We start from the raw sequence: 15,991 nt of genomic DNA, 5'->3' as shown, positions 1-15,991 counted from the left end.
ATCTCCATTAAAAATAAATGGGGATCTGGATTTCGTTACTCATTTCCAATAATGTCAAGTTTCATTTTCAGGACCACCAGTCCTCGCGGCTTTTCTAATGCGCCGCAAAAGTTATTTGCAGTTGGACTTTGACAGAATGTACTCCGTTGGAGTCACGAGATGTTTTCCAATTCTGCTGCGAAATTTCTCGCAATAGTTGCAGCTCTTGCGATGGGCGCGTTAACAGCGCCCGGCGGCGCAAATGCCGCCGACAATCAACTCCTTCTCAATGCCGACGAGGCCTATCGCAAGGATGATCTCGCCCTTGCCGAAAAGCTCTACAGGCAAATCCTTCAGGCCAAGCCCGAAGACGTCACGGCCACGCGTCAACTGGCCTACATCAACTATGCTCAAGGTCGCTTCGCGTTGGCTTACATCGGATTGAAGGATGCGCTTGCACGAGAGCCTTCCAATCTGGATGTGAAAACAAAATTCGCACAAATGGTGCTGGCGAGCGGAGACCGGATCGAAGCGCGCAAGCTTGCTTCACAAATCCTGCAAGCCGACCAGAAAAATGACGAGGCGATGATCCTGCTCGCGCGGACCACGCGAGACTCTAACGATGCCCAAGCCGTCGAAGATGAACTTCGTTCGCTCGCTCCGCGGTCAAATCGCTCCTACGGATATTATATCGCCCTCAGCGAACTTGCAGTGCGCAAGAACGATCTCGCCTCGGCCGAAGATCATCTTCTCGTCGCCAGGGATCTCGCTCCAAAATCCGCCGAGCCATACGCGGCGCTGGGGAACATCTATCTGAAGCGCCAAGAGCTGCAAAAGGCCCGCGATAATTTTGCAACCGCTTCCCAACTCGCATCGTCCCGCTCTAATCTGCTCTTGAGCTTGGCCGAGTTTGCGATCGCGACAAAGCAATACTCGGAAGCCGAAGCCGAACTGAAGAGAATCGCACAAAAGATTCCCGATCACCTTCCGTCTCGCGTCCTGATCATGAAGCTCGCCTGCGCGCGCGGTGAAGGCGACGCATGTGCCGAGAACATCAAGCTCGTCCTGTCTCAGGACGCAACGAGCTACGACGGCCTTGTCGCCGACGGCATCCAGAATATGAGGATTAATCCAGAAAAAGCGGTTCGCGAGTTCGAGGCCCTGAGTTCGGTGTACGTCGGTGATGCCGATGTGCAATACAAGGCGGCGCTTGCACATCTGGCCTATGCCAAGACCTCCGACGCCGTTAAGAGCGGAGAAGCGCGCGGGCAAGCCGAAAAGCGTCTCGTTCAGGCACTCAAGATCAATCCCAATCTGAAGGACGCGACTCTGTTGCTCGCGCAACTGTACCTCGACCGCGGCGCGGCCAAATCGGCGATCACATTGCTGGAAGGTTATACGGCTGAGAATCCCGACTCACCCGACGCATTTCGCCTGCTTGCAAACGCCTATTCGAAGAACGACGAAACATCGAAGGCCGTCCAAACATATCAAAAGCTGGCCACTGACCATCCTACCGACCCGCAGCCATTGTTCCTGCTGGGGCTCGCGGTCGAGAAGCAGGACATTGACCGCGCCTACACGTCCTATCAACGATCTCACGAAATATCGCCTGGCTACGTTCCAGCGCTCGAAAAGCTCACGAACCTCGACCTGGCGAAGCATGACACGTCAAAAGCGCTGGACCGTGTGAAAGGCGCGATCGAAAAGAGCCAGGAGACTCCCGAATTGCTGGCCCTGTTGGGCAAGGCCTATCTCGCTCAACGGGATTATCCGTCCGCACAGGCTGCGTTGAAAAGATCCGTCGATGCAGCTCCGGATCTCGGTCCGGCCCATCTCCTGCTGGCACGCGCTTTCAGCGAAAGCGGCGACAGCGCCTCCGCGATCGCCACCCTTCGAATTGCAACGAGCAAAGCCGATGTCAAGCTTCCTGCCCTGATGCAGCTTGCGCGCGTCTACGAGACGACGTCGGATTTCGACGCAGCACGTCTCACATATGAAAGCGCGTTGCGCGAAGCTGCTGAATACCCGGCGGCGCTGGTGCGCCTTGCGAATTTGCAGCTCGATGTCTTTCACCAGACGGACGCTGCCTACGCCTATGCCAAACGTGCGTACGAAAGGGCGCCAAAAGATCCTCAGGTCTTGAGAAGCTATGGCCGCGCATCGGTCGGGCGCGGAGATTATGGTTCCGGGATAAAGCTGCTCGAAGAAGCTCTCGCTCTTAGTCCCGACGACACCGAGACTCTGTATCACCTGGCTCAGGCCCGCTACGATATCGGCGACCGCAAGAGGGCGGAAGATGCGTACGCCAGGCTCGTCCGTTCCGATATCCCCCAGGCCATCTTAAGCGTAGCCCGGGAGAGGCGGGAAGTCCTGTCCTCGAATTCGGCCAGTTTCTTTGCCGACTATTTGAAAGATCATCCTGACGATGCTTTCGCGCTGATGGAAATCGCCAGCATTCAAGAACGAGCGAATGATCGAACAGCCGCCCGCGGCAATTTTGAGAAACTGATCGCAGCGCACCCGCAGTTTCGCCCGGCCTATCGTGCCTTGGCTCTGAACATCGGGGACGAACCTGCCGATCTCAATCGAGCCAAGTCGATAGCTGCAAAAGCCTCGGAGTTCTTCCCCGACGACGAGGACCTGATCAGGCTGAACGGAATTTTGTCTTATCGCAAGGGCGCCTACGTCGAGGCTGCCCGGCTGCTTCAACCTTTGGCGGCGAAGTCATCAGAGCCTGAACTGCTCTATTATTATGGCCAGTCCCTGCTGGCCACCAAACAATGGGCGGCCTGCAAGGCAACGTTCGAGGCGGCAGGTCGAGTCGATTCGAAGTTTTCGGGCCGGATCAAATCGGCAGCTGCCGAATGCTCACGCGCGCTGGATAGATTGGCGGATGAAAAAACCAGCTCGGAACCAACGGGAGCGAAGTGTTCGGAGCCGACATTTACCTTGAGCGTTGGTAGCGGCGGATTATCTGCCCCCGGCTGCTCACAATAGTTTGGCGGCTGGTCGCTATCGTCAATCCCGAGATTGCCTCGTTGGGGGCCGGGCAGGTACCGGATTTGACTGCTGGGCTTCGTGCGCAGCGCGAAGACGCTGCCGGCGATGCGTATCGGCCTTGGCCGCATCAACGCGTCATGTTTTTCAACCGCCCTGCAGGGCAAATGCGGTTCACCCGCAAAGGAAAGGCTATGCAGTCGGCAAATGTCCTCGCAGCAGCGTTTCCACGCTGGCCGCGATCTCCAGCAACCGCCGGTCGGCATTCCTGCGGCCAATCAGCATGAGACCGACGGGAAGACCGTCGAGCGGCAATGGCAGCGAAATCGACGGGCAGTCCAGCAAGTTGGCGATGCGTGGATTGCGCAGGACGAGACCGTTGAGTTCGTGAAATGTCGCATCCTCCGCAACGGAGGAGAGAAGCGGCGCCCGGACAGGCGTCGTCGGCAGGACGAACACCTCATTGTTGCCGAAACACTGTTCGAACGACCGGATCGCCGCCTGCCGCAGCCGCGTCATGCACACATAGTCGGTGGCGAGAATGCCGGCGCCGGCCTCGATGCGGACGCGTGTTCGAGGATCGACGCCGTCCAGCTCCGAGAACCCCAAACTGCGCAAGGTTGCGCCGACCTCGATCGACGGGAAGGTGCCGATCTTGTCGATCTGTGCGACATCATCGAGCGCGGCCTCGATGGATCCATCCTTGATCTGCAAGCCGCCTGATCGAAGCCGATCCATGGCGTTCTCGAACGCAGCCAGCACCTCGGATTCACAAAGGTCAAACAAGCGTCCGCGGGCGATATTCAGGCGGAACGTGCCGGGGGATGCAGGTCGCAGCCGCGAGGGCGCCCCTTCACCTGAAAGCACCTGATCAGCCACGAAGCAGTCTTCGACGCTGGCGGCGATCGGGCCGATCGTATCAAGGCTTGATGACAGCGAGAACGCGCCGGTGGTCGGCACGAAGCCGCTGGTGGGCTTGAAGCCGACAGCGCCCGACAGCGCGGCCGGGATTCGGATCGACCCGCCGGTATCGCTGCCGATGGCGATGTCCGCCATGCCATCGATCACCGACACCACCGCGCCTGATGACGAGCCTCCCGGCACGCGCGCGCGGTCCCGCGGATTGCCCGGCGTTCCATCATGCGGGTTCGTGCCCAGCGCGGAGAAAGCAAACTCGGTCATCTGCGTCTTGCCGATGACGATCGCGCCGGCAGCCCGGAGCCGTTTCACCACCTCGGCGTCCTCACCCGCCGGCGGAAGACGGCGCAACACGGCCGATCCGGAGCTCGTGACCGTGCCCGCGACATCGAACAACGCCTTCACCGAAACGATGCGACCATCGAGCGGACCACGGGGCGCTCCGGCAGCGGCGCGCCGGTCGGCGGCCTCGGCCTCCCACCGGGCGCTGTCTGCAAAGACGGCCGTGAAGACGTTCGTTGCTTCCGGCGAATGAGTCCGCGCAAGTGCCGCCTCCAGCCGTGCAACGGCCGACTTTGTTGCTGTCATGACACGCGCCCGAGGAGAACGATCAGGAGACGACCGGCAGGACGTCAATGTCGTAGCTATGGGTCAGGGTCCTGTTGAGGACCGGATCCCCCAGCTCCATCTCGAAACGCGTTCCCGGCCGAATGCCGCCGATCGCGCCCGGCGTACCGCAGAACATCAGCGTGCCGCCAGGCAGCGTGTCCGTTCCGTTGTAGCGACGAATGAGATCGCGCGGCGTCCTGAGGGAGGAAACAGGACTTTCCTGGTAGAGAACCCGCTTTCCATCGATCGTCGCCCACGAACGAAGGACCAACTTGTCCCAATGCCTCTCAACATCTGCATAAGACCAGAGCTGGGGGCCGACCGGCTTCCCGCAGAGTTGCTTCGAAAGAGCGATGCCCGAAGCTTCGGCCTTGCGGTCGGTATGGTCGGATCCGATGCCGACCCAGAGCCCGTCAGCCATCGCGACAATGACCGGCTCGACCTCGCCGGAACTATCCGGGCCGAGGACGGTCAGCCGGTTTTCCTGGGTCAAGGTTTGTGCGGCGACTCGATAGTAGAGCGGCGTCGTCGAGGGACGCGGAATGCCGAGCGCGGCGAGCTCCTCGATATGGTGCTCGATCGCCGCGGCATCCCTGCCCGCCCAGCCGGCAATAACGAGCGAGTCGATCTCGATGCTCACCCGGTCGGTCCGGTCGTTTGCGAGGCGGTCAAATTGCAGCAGCATGGGAGATCCTACTCTTGGTCGACGTGGTCAGGATTTCGCCGCGCTCGATCTGCAACGTCGTATCGGCGATACGATCGAGCAGCGCCGGCGAGGACTCGGTGATCAGCATGGAGAGGTCCGGACGATGCCTGCGCAGCTCGCCAAGCGTGCGCGCATAGTCGAGCGCGAGGGCCGGCGCCAGGCCCTGGAAGGGCTCATCGAGCAGCAGAACCTTGCGCGCCACCATCAGCGCACGCCCCAGCGCGACCATCTTCCCCTGCCCTCCGGACACGCCGCCGGCCGGCCTGGCGCGCATCACGTGCAATTCGGGCAGCAGCTGATGGATTTCGTCGAGCCTGCGCGCGATCTCCACGCGGTCGAGCCTCAGCGCCAGCGCCGGCAGACGAATGTTCTCCTCGACGCTCAACTCCGGAATCAGGCGCCGGTCCTCCGGCGCATAGCCGATCCCGGCGCGAGCGCGCGTGTGGGCGGGCCTGCGGCCGAGATCGTCGCCATCGAGCCGGATCGAACCCTCGTCAAGCGCGATCAGGCCCATGATGGCGCGGAGCGTCGTGGTCTTGCCGGCACCGTTGCGGCCGATCAACACGGTCGTCTTGCGCGCGACGATCTCGCAACTGACCGCGCGCAGCACGCGGACGCCTTCGATTGAGACGCTGACCTTGTCGAGGCTGAGCATCAGGCGACTCCCACGACACGTTGGCGGACTTGCGCATTGCTGAACACTTCGTCCGGCCGCCCCTCAGCCATGATGTTTCCGGCGTTCCACACCAGGACCCGGCTTGCGTAACGCGCGACCACGTCCATGTCGTGCTCGACGAACAGTGCGGTGATGCGGCGCTGGCGCAGGGCCGCCATCAGCGCCTCCATGAGCGGGAAGCGTTCGAGAGCGCTTACGCCACTGGTCGGCTCGTCGAGCAGCAGGAGACGCGGCCTCAGCGCCAGCGCAACGGCAATATCGAGCAGCTTGCGGTGCCCTTCGGGAAGCGTACTGCTGATCCGGTCGGCGTCCCCAGCGAGACCGACGAGGTCGAGCAACGCCGCGGCCTCGTCGCGTCGCTTCGCGGTCTCGAGCGGGCGGATCGCGCTCCACAGGCCGTCCGTTGCCGCCAGCGCCAGCATCATGTTGTCGATCACGCGCTGTGCCGAGAAGAGCTGCGGGATCTGGAATGCGCGGGCGACACCACGGCGCGCGATGGCGCGTGGCGACAGGCGCGTGATGTCGTGACCGTCAAGCGCCACGGTGCCCGAACTCGGGCGGATATAGCCCGTGCAGATGTTGAGCAGCGTCGTCTTGCCCGACCCGTTCGGGCCGATGATCGCGAGGAACTCGCCATCATGAACCGCGATGCTGACGTCGTCGGCGGCCTTGACGCCGTTGAATGAGACGTGAAGACCCTTGGCTTCCAGGATGGGACGCGTCATAGGCTCGCCGCCTCCTTGCGCGCGAACAGTCCATAGACTCCTTGCGGCATGAACATGATCACGACGATCAGCGTCACACCGACGATCAAGTTCCAGGAATCGGTCACGGTCACCGCTGCACTGTGCAGCAACTCCAGGAACAGGGCCCCGATGAACGCGCCCGGAACGCCGCCGATGCCGCCGAGCACGGCGATCAGCACGAGGTGACCGGACGCGGTCCAGAACGCGAAATCCGGGACCACGCGACCGATCGCAAAACCGGCGATCGCGCCGCCAAGGCCGGCGAGCGCCGCCGAGACGACATAGGCGATCAGCAGAACCGCCCAGACCGGAATGCCCAGATATTCGAGCCTGATCTCGTTGGTGTGGACGGCCGAAAGCGCATGACCGAGCGGGCTGTTCAGGTAACGCTGCACGGCAAGGCCGACCAGCACCATCAGCCCCAGGCTGAGATAGAACAGCACGCGCTTGAAGTCCGGCTCGCCAAGCAAGACGCCGAAGATCGCCGGGACCGGCACAGGCATGCCGTCAGTCCCGCCGGTGACGCCGTACAGTTTTGCGCACAGCGCGTAAAACACCATGGAGACCGCAAGATTCAACATCGCGAAGAAGATGGCGCGATAGCGGACGAGAAACGCCCCGGCGATGGCGCCCACGAGCGCACCGCCCAGCACCGACAGAATGAGCAGCAGCCCAAGATCGTTGACGCCGGCGCGCGCCAGGAACGCAACCCCGTAGGCGCTCGCGGCAAAGAACATCGCATGACCGATCGAGATCAGCCCGGCGCGGAGCAGCACGGCGACGCCGAGGGCCGCAAACCCCTTGGCGATCGCCAGGGTCAGGACGAATTGAAGCCAGGGCGCGGCCACAGGCAACAGCGCGAGGACGAGGACCGCCGCGGCGGCAGTGACCGTTCGCATCATATCCTCCGCGCCGCCACCGACCCGAACAGCCCGTAGGGACGGATCAGGAGAACGACAAGCATCGCCGCATAGGGTGCGACGGCATCCAGCGACGGCGCGAGATAGATCGCGAGCACGCGCGCCAGGCCGACGATCAGCGAGGCCAAGGCCGCCCCCTCGATCTGCCCGAGACCTCCGATCGCCGCCACGGCAAAGGCAAGCACCATCGTATCCGCTCCGAGCCCCGGGGCGATGCCTGACGTTGGCGTCGCCAGCGCGCCGCCCAATGCGGCCAGGAACACGCCGAGCGAGAACGCCAGAATGAAGATGCGGTTGGTGTCGATGCCAATCGACTGCGCCATCTCGCGATCAGTAACCACGGCCGTGATCAGGCGCCCAAGCCGGGTGTGATTGATCAGAAGCCGCAGGCCGATGACGACGAGGAACGCCATCCCGATCAGCAGGATCTGGTAGTTGAGATAGACGACGCCACCGATAGAGGTGGTCCCGAGCAATCGCATCGGCGCGTCTTCGTAGAAAGATTGCACGCCGAAGATCACGCGCTGGAGATCCTCCAGGATGAGGAACAGCCCGAACGTGATCAGGATCTGCACGGCCTCCGACTTGCCATAGGTCCAGCGGATGAGGCTCCGTTCGATCAACGGACCGAATATCGCCGCGACGCATACGGCACTGAACACGAGTGCCAGGAACGACCAATACGGGTTGAGCTGCCGGCTGGCGATGAACAGGCAGATCGAGGCCGCGACATAGCCGCCGATCGAATAGAGGCTGCCATGGGCAACATTGAGGACTCGCAGCACGCTGAAGACGAGCGTCAGGCCGACCGCCGCGAAGAAGATCAACGCGGCGCTCGCCAGGCTGTCCAGCAGCAGGGGGATGACTGCATTCAACATCGGCCTATGCCTTCCGTGATCGAAATCAGGTGCGCTTCATCGCGGTCTATTTGTAGCTTCCCGGCTTCGGCAGGCCTTTGGCGAACTCGGGCTTGAGCGTCGCGATCCAGGCCAGCGGATCTTGACCCGCCTGCGGCATCAGAGTGTCGCCCTTGTAGCGGACCATGTCGCCGATCACGGGAAACTGCTGCGCCGGGGTCTTCACGGTGACGCCGACGATCTGGTCGACCAAGCCGTCATTGTCGGAGCGCGTCTGCGCGATGCCAGTCAGGGTCTCGACCTTGCTGCCCTTCATGGCGTCGGCGAGCTCGGCACGCGTCGGCCATTTGCCGCCGTTCTTCCGCATCGCGGCATCGTAGGCGGCTTTCACGTAGATCAGCGCGTTGGCCATCTTGATCGACGGAAATACCGGATACTCTCCGAAGCGCGCCTTATAGGATTCGGCAAACTTCACGGTCTCCGGCTTGGTCTTGGCGTCCGGCGACATCCACCAGCCGTCGCCGAGAACGCCGACGATCACGCCGTCGGGCAACGGCACGCGTTGCAGTACGGTCTCGCCGAGCGCCAGGATCACCTGACTGGAGGTGAAGATCCCGCGCGGTGCGGCCTGGCGAACGAAATTCTCGAGATCAGCGCCCCAAAGGTTGGAGAAAACGACATCGGGCCGCGCGGTGGTGAGGCGCGAGATTTCGGTCTGGTAATTCGGCGACCCTAGCTTCGGATAGAGTTCGGCGACGATCTCGACGTCCGGCTTCAGCGCTTTCAGCGCCGCGGTGAATATCTTTGCTGCGTCGTGGCCGAACGCATAGTCCGGGTTGATGATCGCGACCGTCTTCACGTCAGGCTTGCGATCCAGCAGATAGATCGCGTAGGCGATGAATTCGGGTACGGTGTTTCCGTTGGGGCGGAACACATATTTGCTCTTGCCGTCCATGAGCAGCTGATGGGTATCGCAGTTCCAGCCTACGGTGGGAACCTCGAGTTGCTCCGCGAGCGGCGCAAGCGCCAGGCAATTGGCGCTCGACAAGGCGGCGACCATGACCTGGTTCTTCGCATCCCCGGCGAGCCGCCGATACTCCGCGATCACACCCTGCGCGCCCTGCGCCTCGTCGACATAGGTCGCGCTGACCGGCACGCCTCCGATGCCGCCCTTTGCATTGATCTGGTCGATCATGAGGTCCGCCGCGTTCTTGCCCGGCATGCCGTAGGCCGCGGCAGGACCGGATGTGAACGTGAAGATGCCCAGCCCCAATGCGCTCGGCTTCTCCTGCGCAGCGGCCGGTGCCGCCGCGACGACACCTAGTGCGAGCGCCCCCGCAAGCCCATCCACCATCCATCGGACTTTGCCCTGCGGCACGCCGCGATCCAGCCTGAAGAGCCGTTCGAGTGACGACAGGCAACGCGCAGCTACGATAGAGATACCTCTAGACGTCATGACTTCTCTTCCCCCTGGTCGGTCGAATGATGTTGAGCAGCAGCGATCCGGATCACACCGGATCGAAGTAATGCATCTCCAGAAGCAGGCAGCCGTTCACGGACTTGAACGGGCCATGCGGCGCGTGCGGTGGCCGGCAGGCATAGGTGTTCGGGGGGAAGCTCTTGCCGCCCTCGCCGTTCGCATCGTTGCCGACGATCAAATCGCCCGAGACGAGATAGACCTCTTCCCAATATTCGTGGGAGAACGGCGCTGTCGTATAGACGCCCGGCGCGAAGCGAAGCAGCCGGGTCCGCGTCCCGCGCCGGTTCTCCTCATCCAGTCCGCCCGCAATGATCTTCTGCTGTATGCCGGCCGGATAGCCCGCCGGCACTTCCCAGCCGGTGGTCATGTCGAGCGTGTGAAATTCGTCGTGCTTCTTGTTGACGGGCATGAGCGGTCTCCTGGTTTCAGGCGGCTTTGCTGGCGGTCGAGACGCCGTTGAGGTCGTAGGAATCGAGCATGGTCTGGACCAGCCGGTCGGCGCCGGCCCAGTCGTAGGTGCGGTATGAGTGGCCCTTGGTGACGAAGGTCGCGCCGGCGTAGAACATCTCGTATTGCTGATGGCGAGAGCCGAACTCCGAGCCGACCGCGTCCCAGGCGAGCTTGTAGAACTTCACGCGATCATGCGAATTGGCCTTCGGCGACTGCTGGGTCTTGCCGATCAAGGCCGCGATCTCGGGGTTGTCGAAGTCCGCGACCGACGAAGGCAACATGATCATGCCGCCGCCGGCGAGCTCGCGAAGCGTATTGATGACGTGCGCGTAGAGCTGCTGCGTGAGCACCTGCGCCGAATAGAGCGTGTGCCGGTCGGGGATGAAATAGGGACCGACCTGCCTACCCTTGGCCTCCATCGCAGCCACCAGGGCGTCGACCATGCCGGTCTCGGCCGCGAGCTGGCCGAGCATTTCGCGCACCTGCGGGAATTGGGTGACTCCGTTCATGTCGGCGGTGCGATGCGCGAGGCCGGTCAGGAACTTGAGCTTGACGCTCAAGCGCACCATCGCCTGGTAGTTCTGATAGACGTGGCAGGGCGTGGCGTGAAACTGCTTTTGGCACATTTCGACGTTGCCTTCGATGAAGACGCGGTCCCACGGCACCTTCACGTCGTCGAAATAGAGCACCGAGTCGTTCTCGTCGAAGCGGCTCGACAGCGGATTGTCGAACACGGCGCCGGCAGCGTCCTCGTAGGATTTGCGCGACAGCATCTTGAGGCCCTTCGTGTTCATCGGGATCGCAAAGGACATCGCGTAGCGCTCCTCGCCCGGCCGCATCGGCTGGATGGTCGTGACGAAGACCTCGTCGGCAACCACGCCGCCGGTGGCGAGCATCTTGGCGCCGCGGATCGTGATCCCTTCGGCGTCGCGATCGACGACACCGGCGGTGAGGAACGGATCAGCCTGTTCGGCCGCACCCTTCGAACGATCGGCCTGCGGATTGATGATGACGTAGGTGAGGTAGAGGTCCTTGTCGCGGGCGTAGCGATAGTAGCTCTCGAGCGCGCCGGCGCGCGCGGGATCATAGGCCTTGAAGACGTCGAGCCCCATGTAGAGCCCCGAGATGCAGGAAGCGACATGGTCCGGAGCCCGGCCCATGAAGCCGGCATGCAGCGAGGCCCACGCCTCGAGCGCCTTTCGCCGCGTCACGAGCTCGGCGTAGGAGGCCGGAAGCTGCCAGATGCGGTTGGCACGACCCTCGCCGGTATCGAAGGTCATCAGCTCCACATTCTCGGGCGCGCTCGCGAAATCGAACAAGCCGGCCATGGAGCCGGCGAGATTGCGAAAGGCGCGGTGCGTCGTGACATCGCCAACCGAGCCGCCGTTGATGTAGATGGTGCGGCCGTCCTTCAGGCCCGACAGATATTCCTTTGCGCTGCGCATGGCAGTTTCTCCGGTTCGAAACTAATAGTGAATGGGAAGCGGCCAGCTCGGCTCGCGCTCGGTTTCATCGACGAGATCGCGGTATCGACCACGAAAGAAGATCAGGGGAGCAGCAGACTCGGAGCGGCTTGCGTGGCGGACGACCTGGACGACGAAGATGACATGGTCGCCGCCGTCATAATTGGCGTAAGGCTCACACTCGAAATGCGCCATCGCGCCCGAGATCAGCGGCGCTTCGGCATGGCCGACCGACGTCTTCACCTGGTCCCATTTGTTCGAGAGAGCCCGCGCGAACTGGTTGGAGATGGCTTCCTGGTCGCGCGCCAGGATGTTCACGGCAAAGCCCTTGGCATCCAGCATCGCGGGCAGGCTGCGCGCCTTGCGATCGACACTGAAGAGAACGAGCGGCGGATCGAGCGAAACAGAATTGAACGAGCTCATGGTCATGCCGATGAGCTCATTGCCCTTGCCGCGCGCGGTCACCACCGCAACGCCGGTGGCGAATTCGCCGAGGGCACGCCTGAATGCACGATCCTCCATGGAATACCCGCCTCGTCGCCTGGCACATGATTTATAATTCTCAGGTAGCTTTCTGACAAAGCTATTTGACGATGTCAAGCCTACTTGCTGGGCGGGCGCATGCGTGCTTTTTAAGCAAGCTCGCAATGCCATGATTTGGCGAGGAGATTGACCGCGTGACCGATGCACTCTTGACGGCGTCGAAACCAGAGCTGCTCGACAAGGAAGGAGACCGCACGCTTCGCGGACTGCTTCACGACTATTTCGCGTTTGGCCGCAGCCTGGAAGCCTGCCGGGAAATATTCGCCGGCTTCGTCGACCTGTCGCCGACCCAATATCTGATCCTGATCGCGATCAAGAATTCGACCGCGGAAGAACCGATGGGCGTGAACCAGGTCGCCGAACGGCTGTATCTGAGCGGCGCCTTCGTCACCAACGAGATCAACAAGCTGGTTTCCGACGGCCTGCTCGAGAAAACCCCTCATCCCGAGGACGGACGGCGGGTGCAACTTGCCCTCACCCAGCGCGGCATGAGCCTGTTGATCCGCCTCGCCGCCTTGCAGCGACCGGTCAACGACGCGCTATTTGGAATGCTGACGCGCGAGGAGTTCAAAATGCTGGCCCAGCTGCTGTCCCGCCTCGCGTCAAACGCTGACAGCGCCTTGAAGCTGGCTGTACACATGCAGGCTACGCTCAAATCGCAGGAGGGGCAGCGGGCCTCCGCAGCGAGCTCGCCGGAGTCTCGCAAGAAGCGGCGTGCAACGCGCCGCACCGGTCGATAACGCCCTCGGCAAAGATCAAAGGGCGGACGGCGACATTCCTCCGATGGGATGAGGCAGGGCGCGATCAATATGCTATCCTGGCCTCGCGGGGCGATAACGGAGACGACTCATGCCGACCAGTGTCAAGCAAATGCTCGAAGCCGCCAACGCGGCAGTCCCCAAGATCACGTCGGACGAGGCGGCCGAGATGATCAAAAGCGGCAACGCGCTGGTCGTTGACGTTCGCGATGCACCGGAGGTCGCCGCCAGCGGCAAGATCGCAGGAGCCGTGCATGTCTCGCGCGGGATGCTGGAGTTTCGCGCGGACCCGGAGTCGCCCTATCACGACGAGGCGTTCGACAAGAGCAAGACCGTGATCCTCTATTGCGCCTCCGGCGGCCGGTCGGCACTGGCCGGCAAGGTGCTGAAGGATATGGGCTACGAGAAAGTCTACAACGTCGGCGGTTTCAAGGACTGGACGGGGGCCGTCGAGAAGTAGGAAGACCAGGCGTCCGGGTCCAGCTTGCCGGAGCTTGCGCATTGCGGATGACGATCGGGAGATCGATCCTGAGTGACGAGCAGGACGCTCGCACCGCACTCCCGATTGACGCGTCGCGTCTGATCAAAGACGGCATCGATCGACTTGGTGACGAGCTTGCCGGTCAGCTCGTCCGCCAAGGCGAGAGCCTGACTCATGGCAAGGGCCCTGCTTATCGCGCCCTCCGGATTTCAGATTGCGACAAGTCAACGCCCAGCCTTGAAAAATCCGCGCTGCGCGCTCGCGTTGACGAAGATCAAGCCGGTTCCGGCTCGCTCGTACAGACTGACCGGCAGATCGCGCCGGCGACGGCAGCAACACGGAGGGCATGGAAATGGCACACAAACAGGTCCTGTTTCACGCGGCGGCTCGTGAAAAAGTCTTGCGCGGCGCGTCCCTCCTCGCCGATGCCGTGCGCGTCACACTCGGGCCGAAGTCGAAATCGGTCCTGATCCAGAAGTCGTGGGGCGCACCGATCGTCTGCAACGATGGTGTCACCATTGCCAAGGAGTTCGATCTGAAGGACGCCGAGGAGAACCTCGGCGCTCAGGTCCTGCGGCAGGCCGCCGAGAAGACCGGCGATGTCGTCGGCGACGGCACCAGCACGTCGACCATCCTTGCCCATGCCATCCTTTCGGACGGGGTTCGGAACGTGGTCGCCGGAGCAAGCGCGATCGACCTCAAACGCGGTCTGGACCGTGGGACACAGGCCGCCGTCGCCGCCTTGCACGCCATGGCGAGGCCGGTCAACTCCAGGGCAGAGAAGGTTCAGGTCGCCACGATTTCAGCCCACAACGACGTCTCCATCGGCGAGCTGGTGGCGGATGCAATCGAGAAGGTCGGCGGCGACGGCGTCATCTCGGTGGAGGAATCCAAGACGACCGAGACTCTCCTGGACGTCGTCGAAGGCATGAAGTTCGACCGCGGCTTTCTCTCGCCCTACTTCGTCACGGATGCCGACCGGATGGAAGCCGTGCTGCAAGACCCCTATGTGTTGCTGTGCGATCACAAGATCGGCGCCCTGCGCGATCTGGTTCCCCTGCTCGAGCAGGTCGCCAAGAGCGGCCGGTCGCTTCTGATCATCGCCGAGGACATCGAGGGCGAAGCGCTGGCGACGCTCATCGTCAATCAGCTTCGCGGCGTGCTCAAGGCCTGCGCTGTCAAGGCGCCCGGCTTTGGCGAGCGCCGCAAGGCGATGCTGGAGGACATTGCCATCCTCACAGGCGCGCAGGTGATCTCGCAGGAGATCGGCCTGAAACTGGAAAGTGCCACCTTGCAACAGCTCGGTCGCGCCGCGCGCGTCGTTGCCGACAAGGAGAACACCACCCTGATCGGAAGTGGCGGCGATCGAGCCCGTATCGATGCACGGTTGGCCCAGATCCGCACCGAGATCGAGAAGACGACCAGCGATTACGACCGTGAGAAGCTCGAGGAGCGCCTCGCAAAGCTGTCGGGCGGGGTTGCCGTGATCCGGGTGGGAGCACCGACCGAGGCCGAGATGAAAGCGAAGAAGGAAGCGCTCGATGACGCCATCAGCTCGACGAAGGCGGCGGTGGCCGAGGGCATCGTCCCGGGCGGCGGGCTTGCCCTGCTCCGCACGGTCGCGGCCGTGGCCAAGGAGGAGGCTGCCTGCGAGGGCGATGAGCGAACGGGCCTGCAGATCCTGAGGCGGGCGCTGGAGGCACCCGCGCGTCAGATCGCCGAGAATTCCGCAACCGATGGCGGCGTCGTGGTTGCACGGATGCTCGGCAGCGAGGGCAATTTCGGCTTCGATGCCGCGCGGAAGGCCTATGTCGACCTCGTCGAGGCTGGCATCGTCGACCCCGTGAAGGTCGTACGGACGGCGCTTGAGAACGCGGTTTCCGTCGCGAGCGTGCTTCTTCTGACGGAGGCCACGATGACGGAAATTCCGGAACCGAAGCGAGAGCGGCTGCCCGAGCCCGACATGGCGATGTAGCCGCGGCGCCTCCACCCGCAGGCGCGGGCATCTGCCGGCCGGCGAGCAACCCTGCGCCGGCGGATGATCCCGCACAGGATGCAACAATGCCCTACCGCTCGAACAGAGATCTCCCCGCAGGCGTACGCCACCATTTGCCGCCTCATGCCCTCGATATCTATCGGGAAGCATTCAACCACGCCTTTGCGTCCCATGCCGGAGACCTCCGACAGGAGGAGATCGCACACCGCACGGCCTGGGCCGCCGTCAAACGTTCATATGTGAAGCTTGGCGACCAATGGGAGCCGAGACGACCACATTCATAAGCGCCCATATGCTCGTGCGGATCCCGCGTGCGGCGGCCGGCAAACGTCTATGAGACTGCCCCAATTTTGGTCAATGCAGTCATTCGGATTTTGCACGCGCTGCTCCTGGATTTGAGCGAAATCAA

At 62.6% G+C, this 15,991-nt stretch carries 15 protein-coding genes; 5 read left to right on the top strand and 10 right to left on the bottom strand.

Features of this window, described 5'->3' with window-relative positions; genetic code table 11:
- The first annotated feature begins 159 nt into the window (after window positions 1–159).
- Window positions 160–2,979: a tetratricopeptide repeat protein gene (locus tag P6U31_RS07865; protein ID WP_407187652.1), complete on the top strand. Its 2,820-nt coding sequence runs from the start codon at window positions 160–162 to the stop codon at window positions 2,977–2,979.
- 192 nt (window positions 2,980–3,171) lie between these two features.
- Here the strand turns inward: P6U31_RS07865 and P6U31_RS07860 are convergent, their stop codons facing one another.
- Genes P6U31_RS07860 through P6U31_RS07815 form a run of 10 tightly spaced genes read right to left on the bottom strand, consistent with a single transcriptional unit; the run spans window position 3,172 to window position 12,326 of the window.
- Entirely contained in the window at window positions 3,172–4,485 is a 1,314-nt protein-coding gene (locus P6U31_RS07860) for an amidase family protein (protein ID WP_407189785.1), read from the bottom strand.
- 22 nt (window positions 4,486–4,507) lie between these two features.
- Window positions 4,508–5,191, bottom strand: coding sequence for a DUF2848 domain-containing protein (locus P6U31_RS07855; RefSeq protein ID WP_407187651.1), 684 nt, complete (start codon window positions 5,189–5,191; stop codon window positions 4,508–4,510).
- Window positions 5,175–5,867, bottom strand: coding sequence for an ABC transporter ATP-binding protein (locus P6U31_RS07850; protein ID WP_407187650.1), 693 nt, complete (start codon window positions 5,865–5,867; stop codon window positions 5,175–5,177). The genes P6U31_RS07855 and P6U31_RS07850 overlap by 17 nt, the downstream gene beginning before the upstream one ends.
- A complete protein-coding gene (locus P6U31_RS07845) occupies window positions 5,867–6,613 on the bottom strand; it encodes an ABC transporter ATP-binding protein (RefSeq protein ID WP_407187649.1) in 747 nt (248 codons plus the stop codon). Before P6U31_RS07845 ends, P6U31_RS07850 begins: the two co-directional genes overlap by 1 nt.
- Complete coding sequence (locus P6U31_RS07840; protein ID WP_407187648.1) at window positions 6,610–7,533, bottom strand: branched-chain amino acid ABC transporter permease; 924 nt, start codon at window positions 7,531–7,533, stop codon at window positions 6,610–6,612. The genes P6U31_RS07845 and P6U31_RS07840 overlap by 4 nt, the downstream gene beginning before the upstream one ends.
- Window positions 7,533–8,432 carry a branched-chain amino acid ABC transporter permease gene (locus tag P6U31_RS07835; RefSeq protein WP_407187647.1) on the bottom strand — a complete coding sequence of 300 codons (900 nt, stop codon included), beginning with the start codon at window positions 8,430–8,432 and terminating at the stop codon, window positions 7,533–7,535. Before P6U31_RS07835 ends, P6U31_RS07840 begins: the two co-directional genes overlap by 1 nt.
- Before the next feature lie 46 nt (window positions 8,433–8,478).
- Window positions 8,479–9,867, bottom strand: a complete 1,389-nt coding sequence (locus P6U31_RS07830; RefSeq protein ID WP_407187646.1) for an ABC transporter substrate-binding protein — start codon at window positions 9,865–9,867, stop codon at window positions 8,479–8,481.
- 52 nt (window positions 9,868–9,919) lie between these two features.
- Window positions 9,920–10,300 carry a cupin gene (locus tag P6U31_RS07825; protein WP_235540142.1) on the bottom strand — a complete coding sequence of 127 codons (381 nt, stop codon included), beginning with the start codon at window positions 10,298–10,300 and terminating at the stop codon, window positions 9,920–9,922.
- Window positions 10,301–10,316: 16 nt separating this feature from the next.
- Window positions 10,317–11,786 (bottom strand): 4-hydroxyphenylacetate 3-hydroxylase family protein, encoded by a 1,470-nt coding sequence (locus P6U31_RS07820; RefSeq protein WP_407187645.1) that lies wholly within the window; start codon window positions 11,784–11,786, stop codon window positions 10,317–10,319.
- Between the two features lie 21 nt (window positions 11,787–11,807).
- The gene (locus tag P6U31_RS07815; RefSeq protein ID WP_407187644.1) at window positions 11,808–12,326 is read right to left on the bottom strand and encodes a flavin reductase family protein; all 519 of its coding nucleotides are present in this window, start codon (window positions 12,324–12,326) and stop codon (window positions 11,808–11,810) included.
- A 155-nt stretch (window positions 12,327–12,481) separates the two neighbouring features.
- Between P6U31_RS07815 and P6U31_RS07810 the strand changes: the two genes are divergently transcribed.
- The 4 genes from P6U31_RS07810 to P6U31_RS07795 all read left to right on the top strand — a co-directional run bounded on the left by P6U31_RS07810 (window position 12,482) and on the right by P6U31_RS07795 (window position 15,866).
- Window positions 12,482–13,087, top strand: coding sequence for a MarR family winged helix-turn-helix transcriptional regulator (locus P6U31_RS07810; protein WP_407187643.1), 606 nt, complete (start codon window positions 12,482–12,484; stop codon window positions 13,085–13,087).
- Window positions 13,088–13,196: 109 nt separating this feature from the next.
- Window positions 13,197–13,565, top strand: coding sequence for a rhodanese-like domain-containing protein (locus tag P6U31_RS07805; RefSeq protein WP_407187642.1), 369 nt, complete (start codon window positions 13,197–13,199; stop codon window positions 13,563–13,565).
- Between the two features lie 373 nt (window positions 13,566–13,938).
- The gene (gene groL, locus P6U31_RS07800) at window positions 13,939–15,561 is read left to right on the top strand and encodes a chaperonin GroEL (protein WP_407187641.1); all 1,623 of its coding nucleotides are present in this window, start codon (window positions 13,939–13,941) and stop codon (window positions 15,559–15,561) included.
- Window positions 15,562–15,647: 86 nt separating this feature from the next.
- Entirely contained in the window at window positions 15,648–15,866 is a 219-nt protein-coding gene (locus tag P6U31_RS07795) for a ChaB family protein (protein WP_407187640.1), read from the top strand.
- The last annotated feature ends 125 nt before the right edge of the window (window positions 15,867–15,991 follow it).

It is taken from the genome of Bradyrhizobium centrosematis (genome assembly GCF_045571495.1).
GTDB lineage: Bacteria > Pseudomonadota > Alphaproteobacteria > Rhizobiales > Xanthobacteraceae > Bradyrhizobium > Bradyrhizobium centrosematis.
This window is presented reverse-complemented; position numbering and strand designations above follow the sequence as displayed.

Excerpts from the sequence above, each read along its gene's own strand:
- P6U31_RS07865 (WP_407187652.1), top strand. The coding sequence starts at position 160 with ATGTTTTCCAATTCTGCTGCGAAATTTCTCGCAATAGTTGCAGCTCTT.
- P6U31_RS07860 (WP_407189785.1), bottom strand. The coding sequence starts at position 4,485 with ATGACAGCAACAAAGTCGGCCGTTGCACGGCTGGAGGCGGCACTTGCG.
- P6U31_RS07855 (WP_407187651.1), bottom strand. The coding sequence starts at position 5,191 with ATGCTGCTGCAATTTGACCGCCTCGCAAACGACCGGACCGACCGGGTG.
- P6U31_RS07850 (WP_407187650.1), bottom strand. The coding sequence starts at position 5,867 with ATGCTCAGCCTCGACAAGGTCAGCGTCTCAATCGAAGGCGTCCGCGTG.
- P6U31_RS07845 (WP_407187649.1), bottom strand. The coding sequence starts at position 6,613 with ATGACGCGTCCCATCCTGGAAGCCAAGGGTCTTCACGTCTCATTCAAC.
- P6U31_RS07840 (WP_407187648.1), bottom strand. The coding sequence starts at position 7,533 with ATGCGAACGGTCACTGCCGCCGCGGCGGTCCTCGTCCTCGCGCTGTTG.
- P6U31_RS07835 (WP_407187647.1), bottom strand. The coding sequence starts at position 8,432 with ATGTTGAATGCAGTCATCCCCCTGCTGCTGGACAGCCTGGCGAGCGCC.
- P6U31_RS07830 (WP_407187646.1), bottom strand. The coding sequence starts at position 9,867 with ATGACGTCTAGAGGTATCTCTATCGTAGCTGCGCGTTGCCTGTCGTCA.
- P6U31_RS07825 (WP_235540142.1), bottom strand. The coding sequence starts at position 10,300 with ATGCCCGTCAACAAGAAGCACGACGAATTTCACACGCTCGACATGACC.
- P6U31_RS07820 (WP_407187645.1), bottom strand. The coding sequence starts at position 11,786 with ATGCGCAGCGCAAAGGAATATCTGTCGGGCCTGAAGGACGGCCGCACC.
- P6U31_RS07815 (WP_407187644.1), bottom strand. The coding sequence starts at position 12,326 with ATGGAGGATCGTGCATTCAGGCGTGCCCTCGGCGAATTCGCCACCGGC.
- P6U31_RS07805 (WP_407187642.1), top strand. The coding sequence starts at position 13,197 with ATGCCGACCAGTGTCAAGCAAATGCTCGAAGCCGCCAACGCGGCAGTC.
- groL (WP_407187641.1), top strand. The coding sequence starts at position 13,939 with ATGGCACACAAACAGGTCCTGTTTCACGCGGCGGCTCGTGAAAAAGTC.
- P6U31_RS07795 (WP_407187640.1), top strand. The coding sequence starts at position 15,648 with ATGCCCTACCGCTCGAACAGAGATCTCCCCGCAGGCGTACGCCACCAT.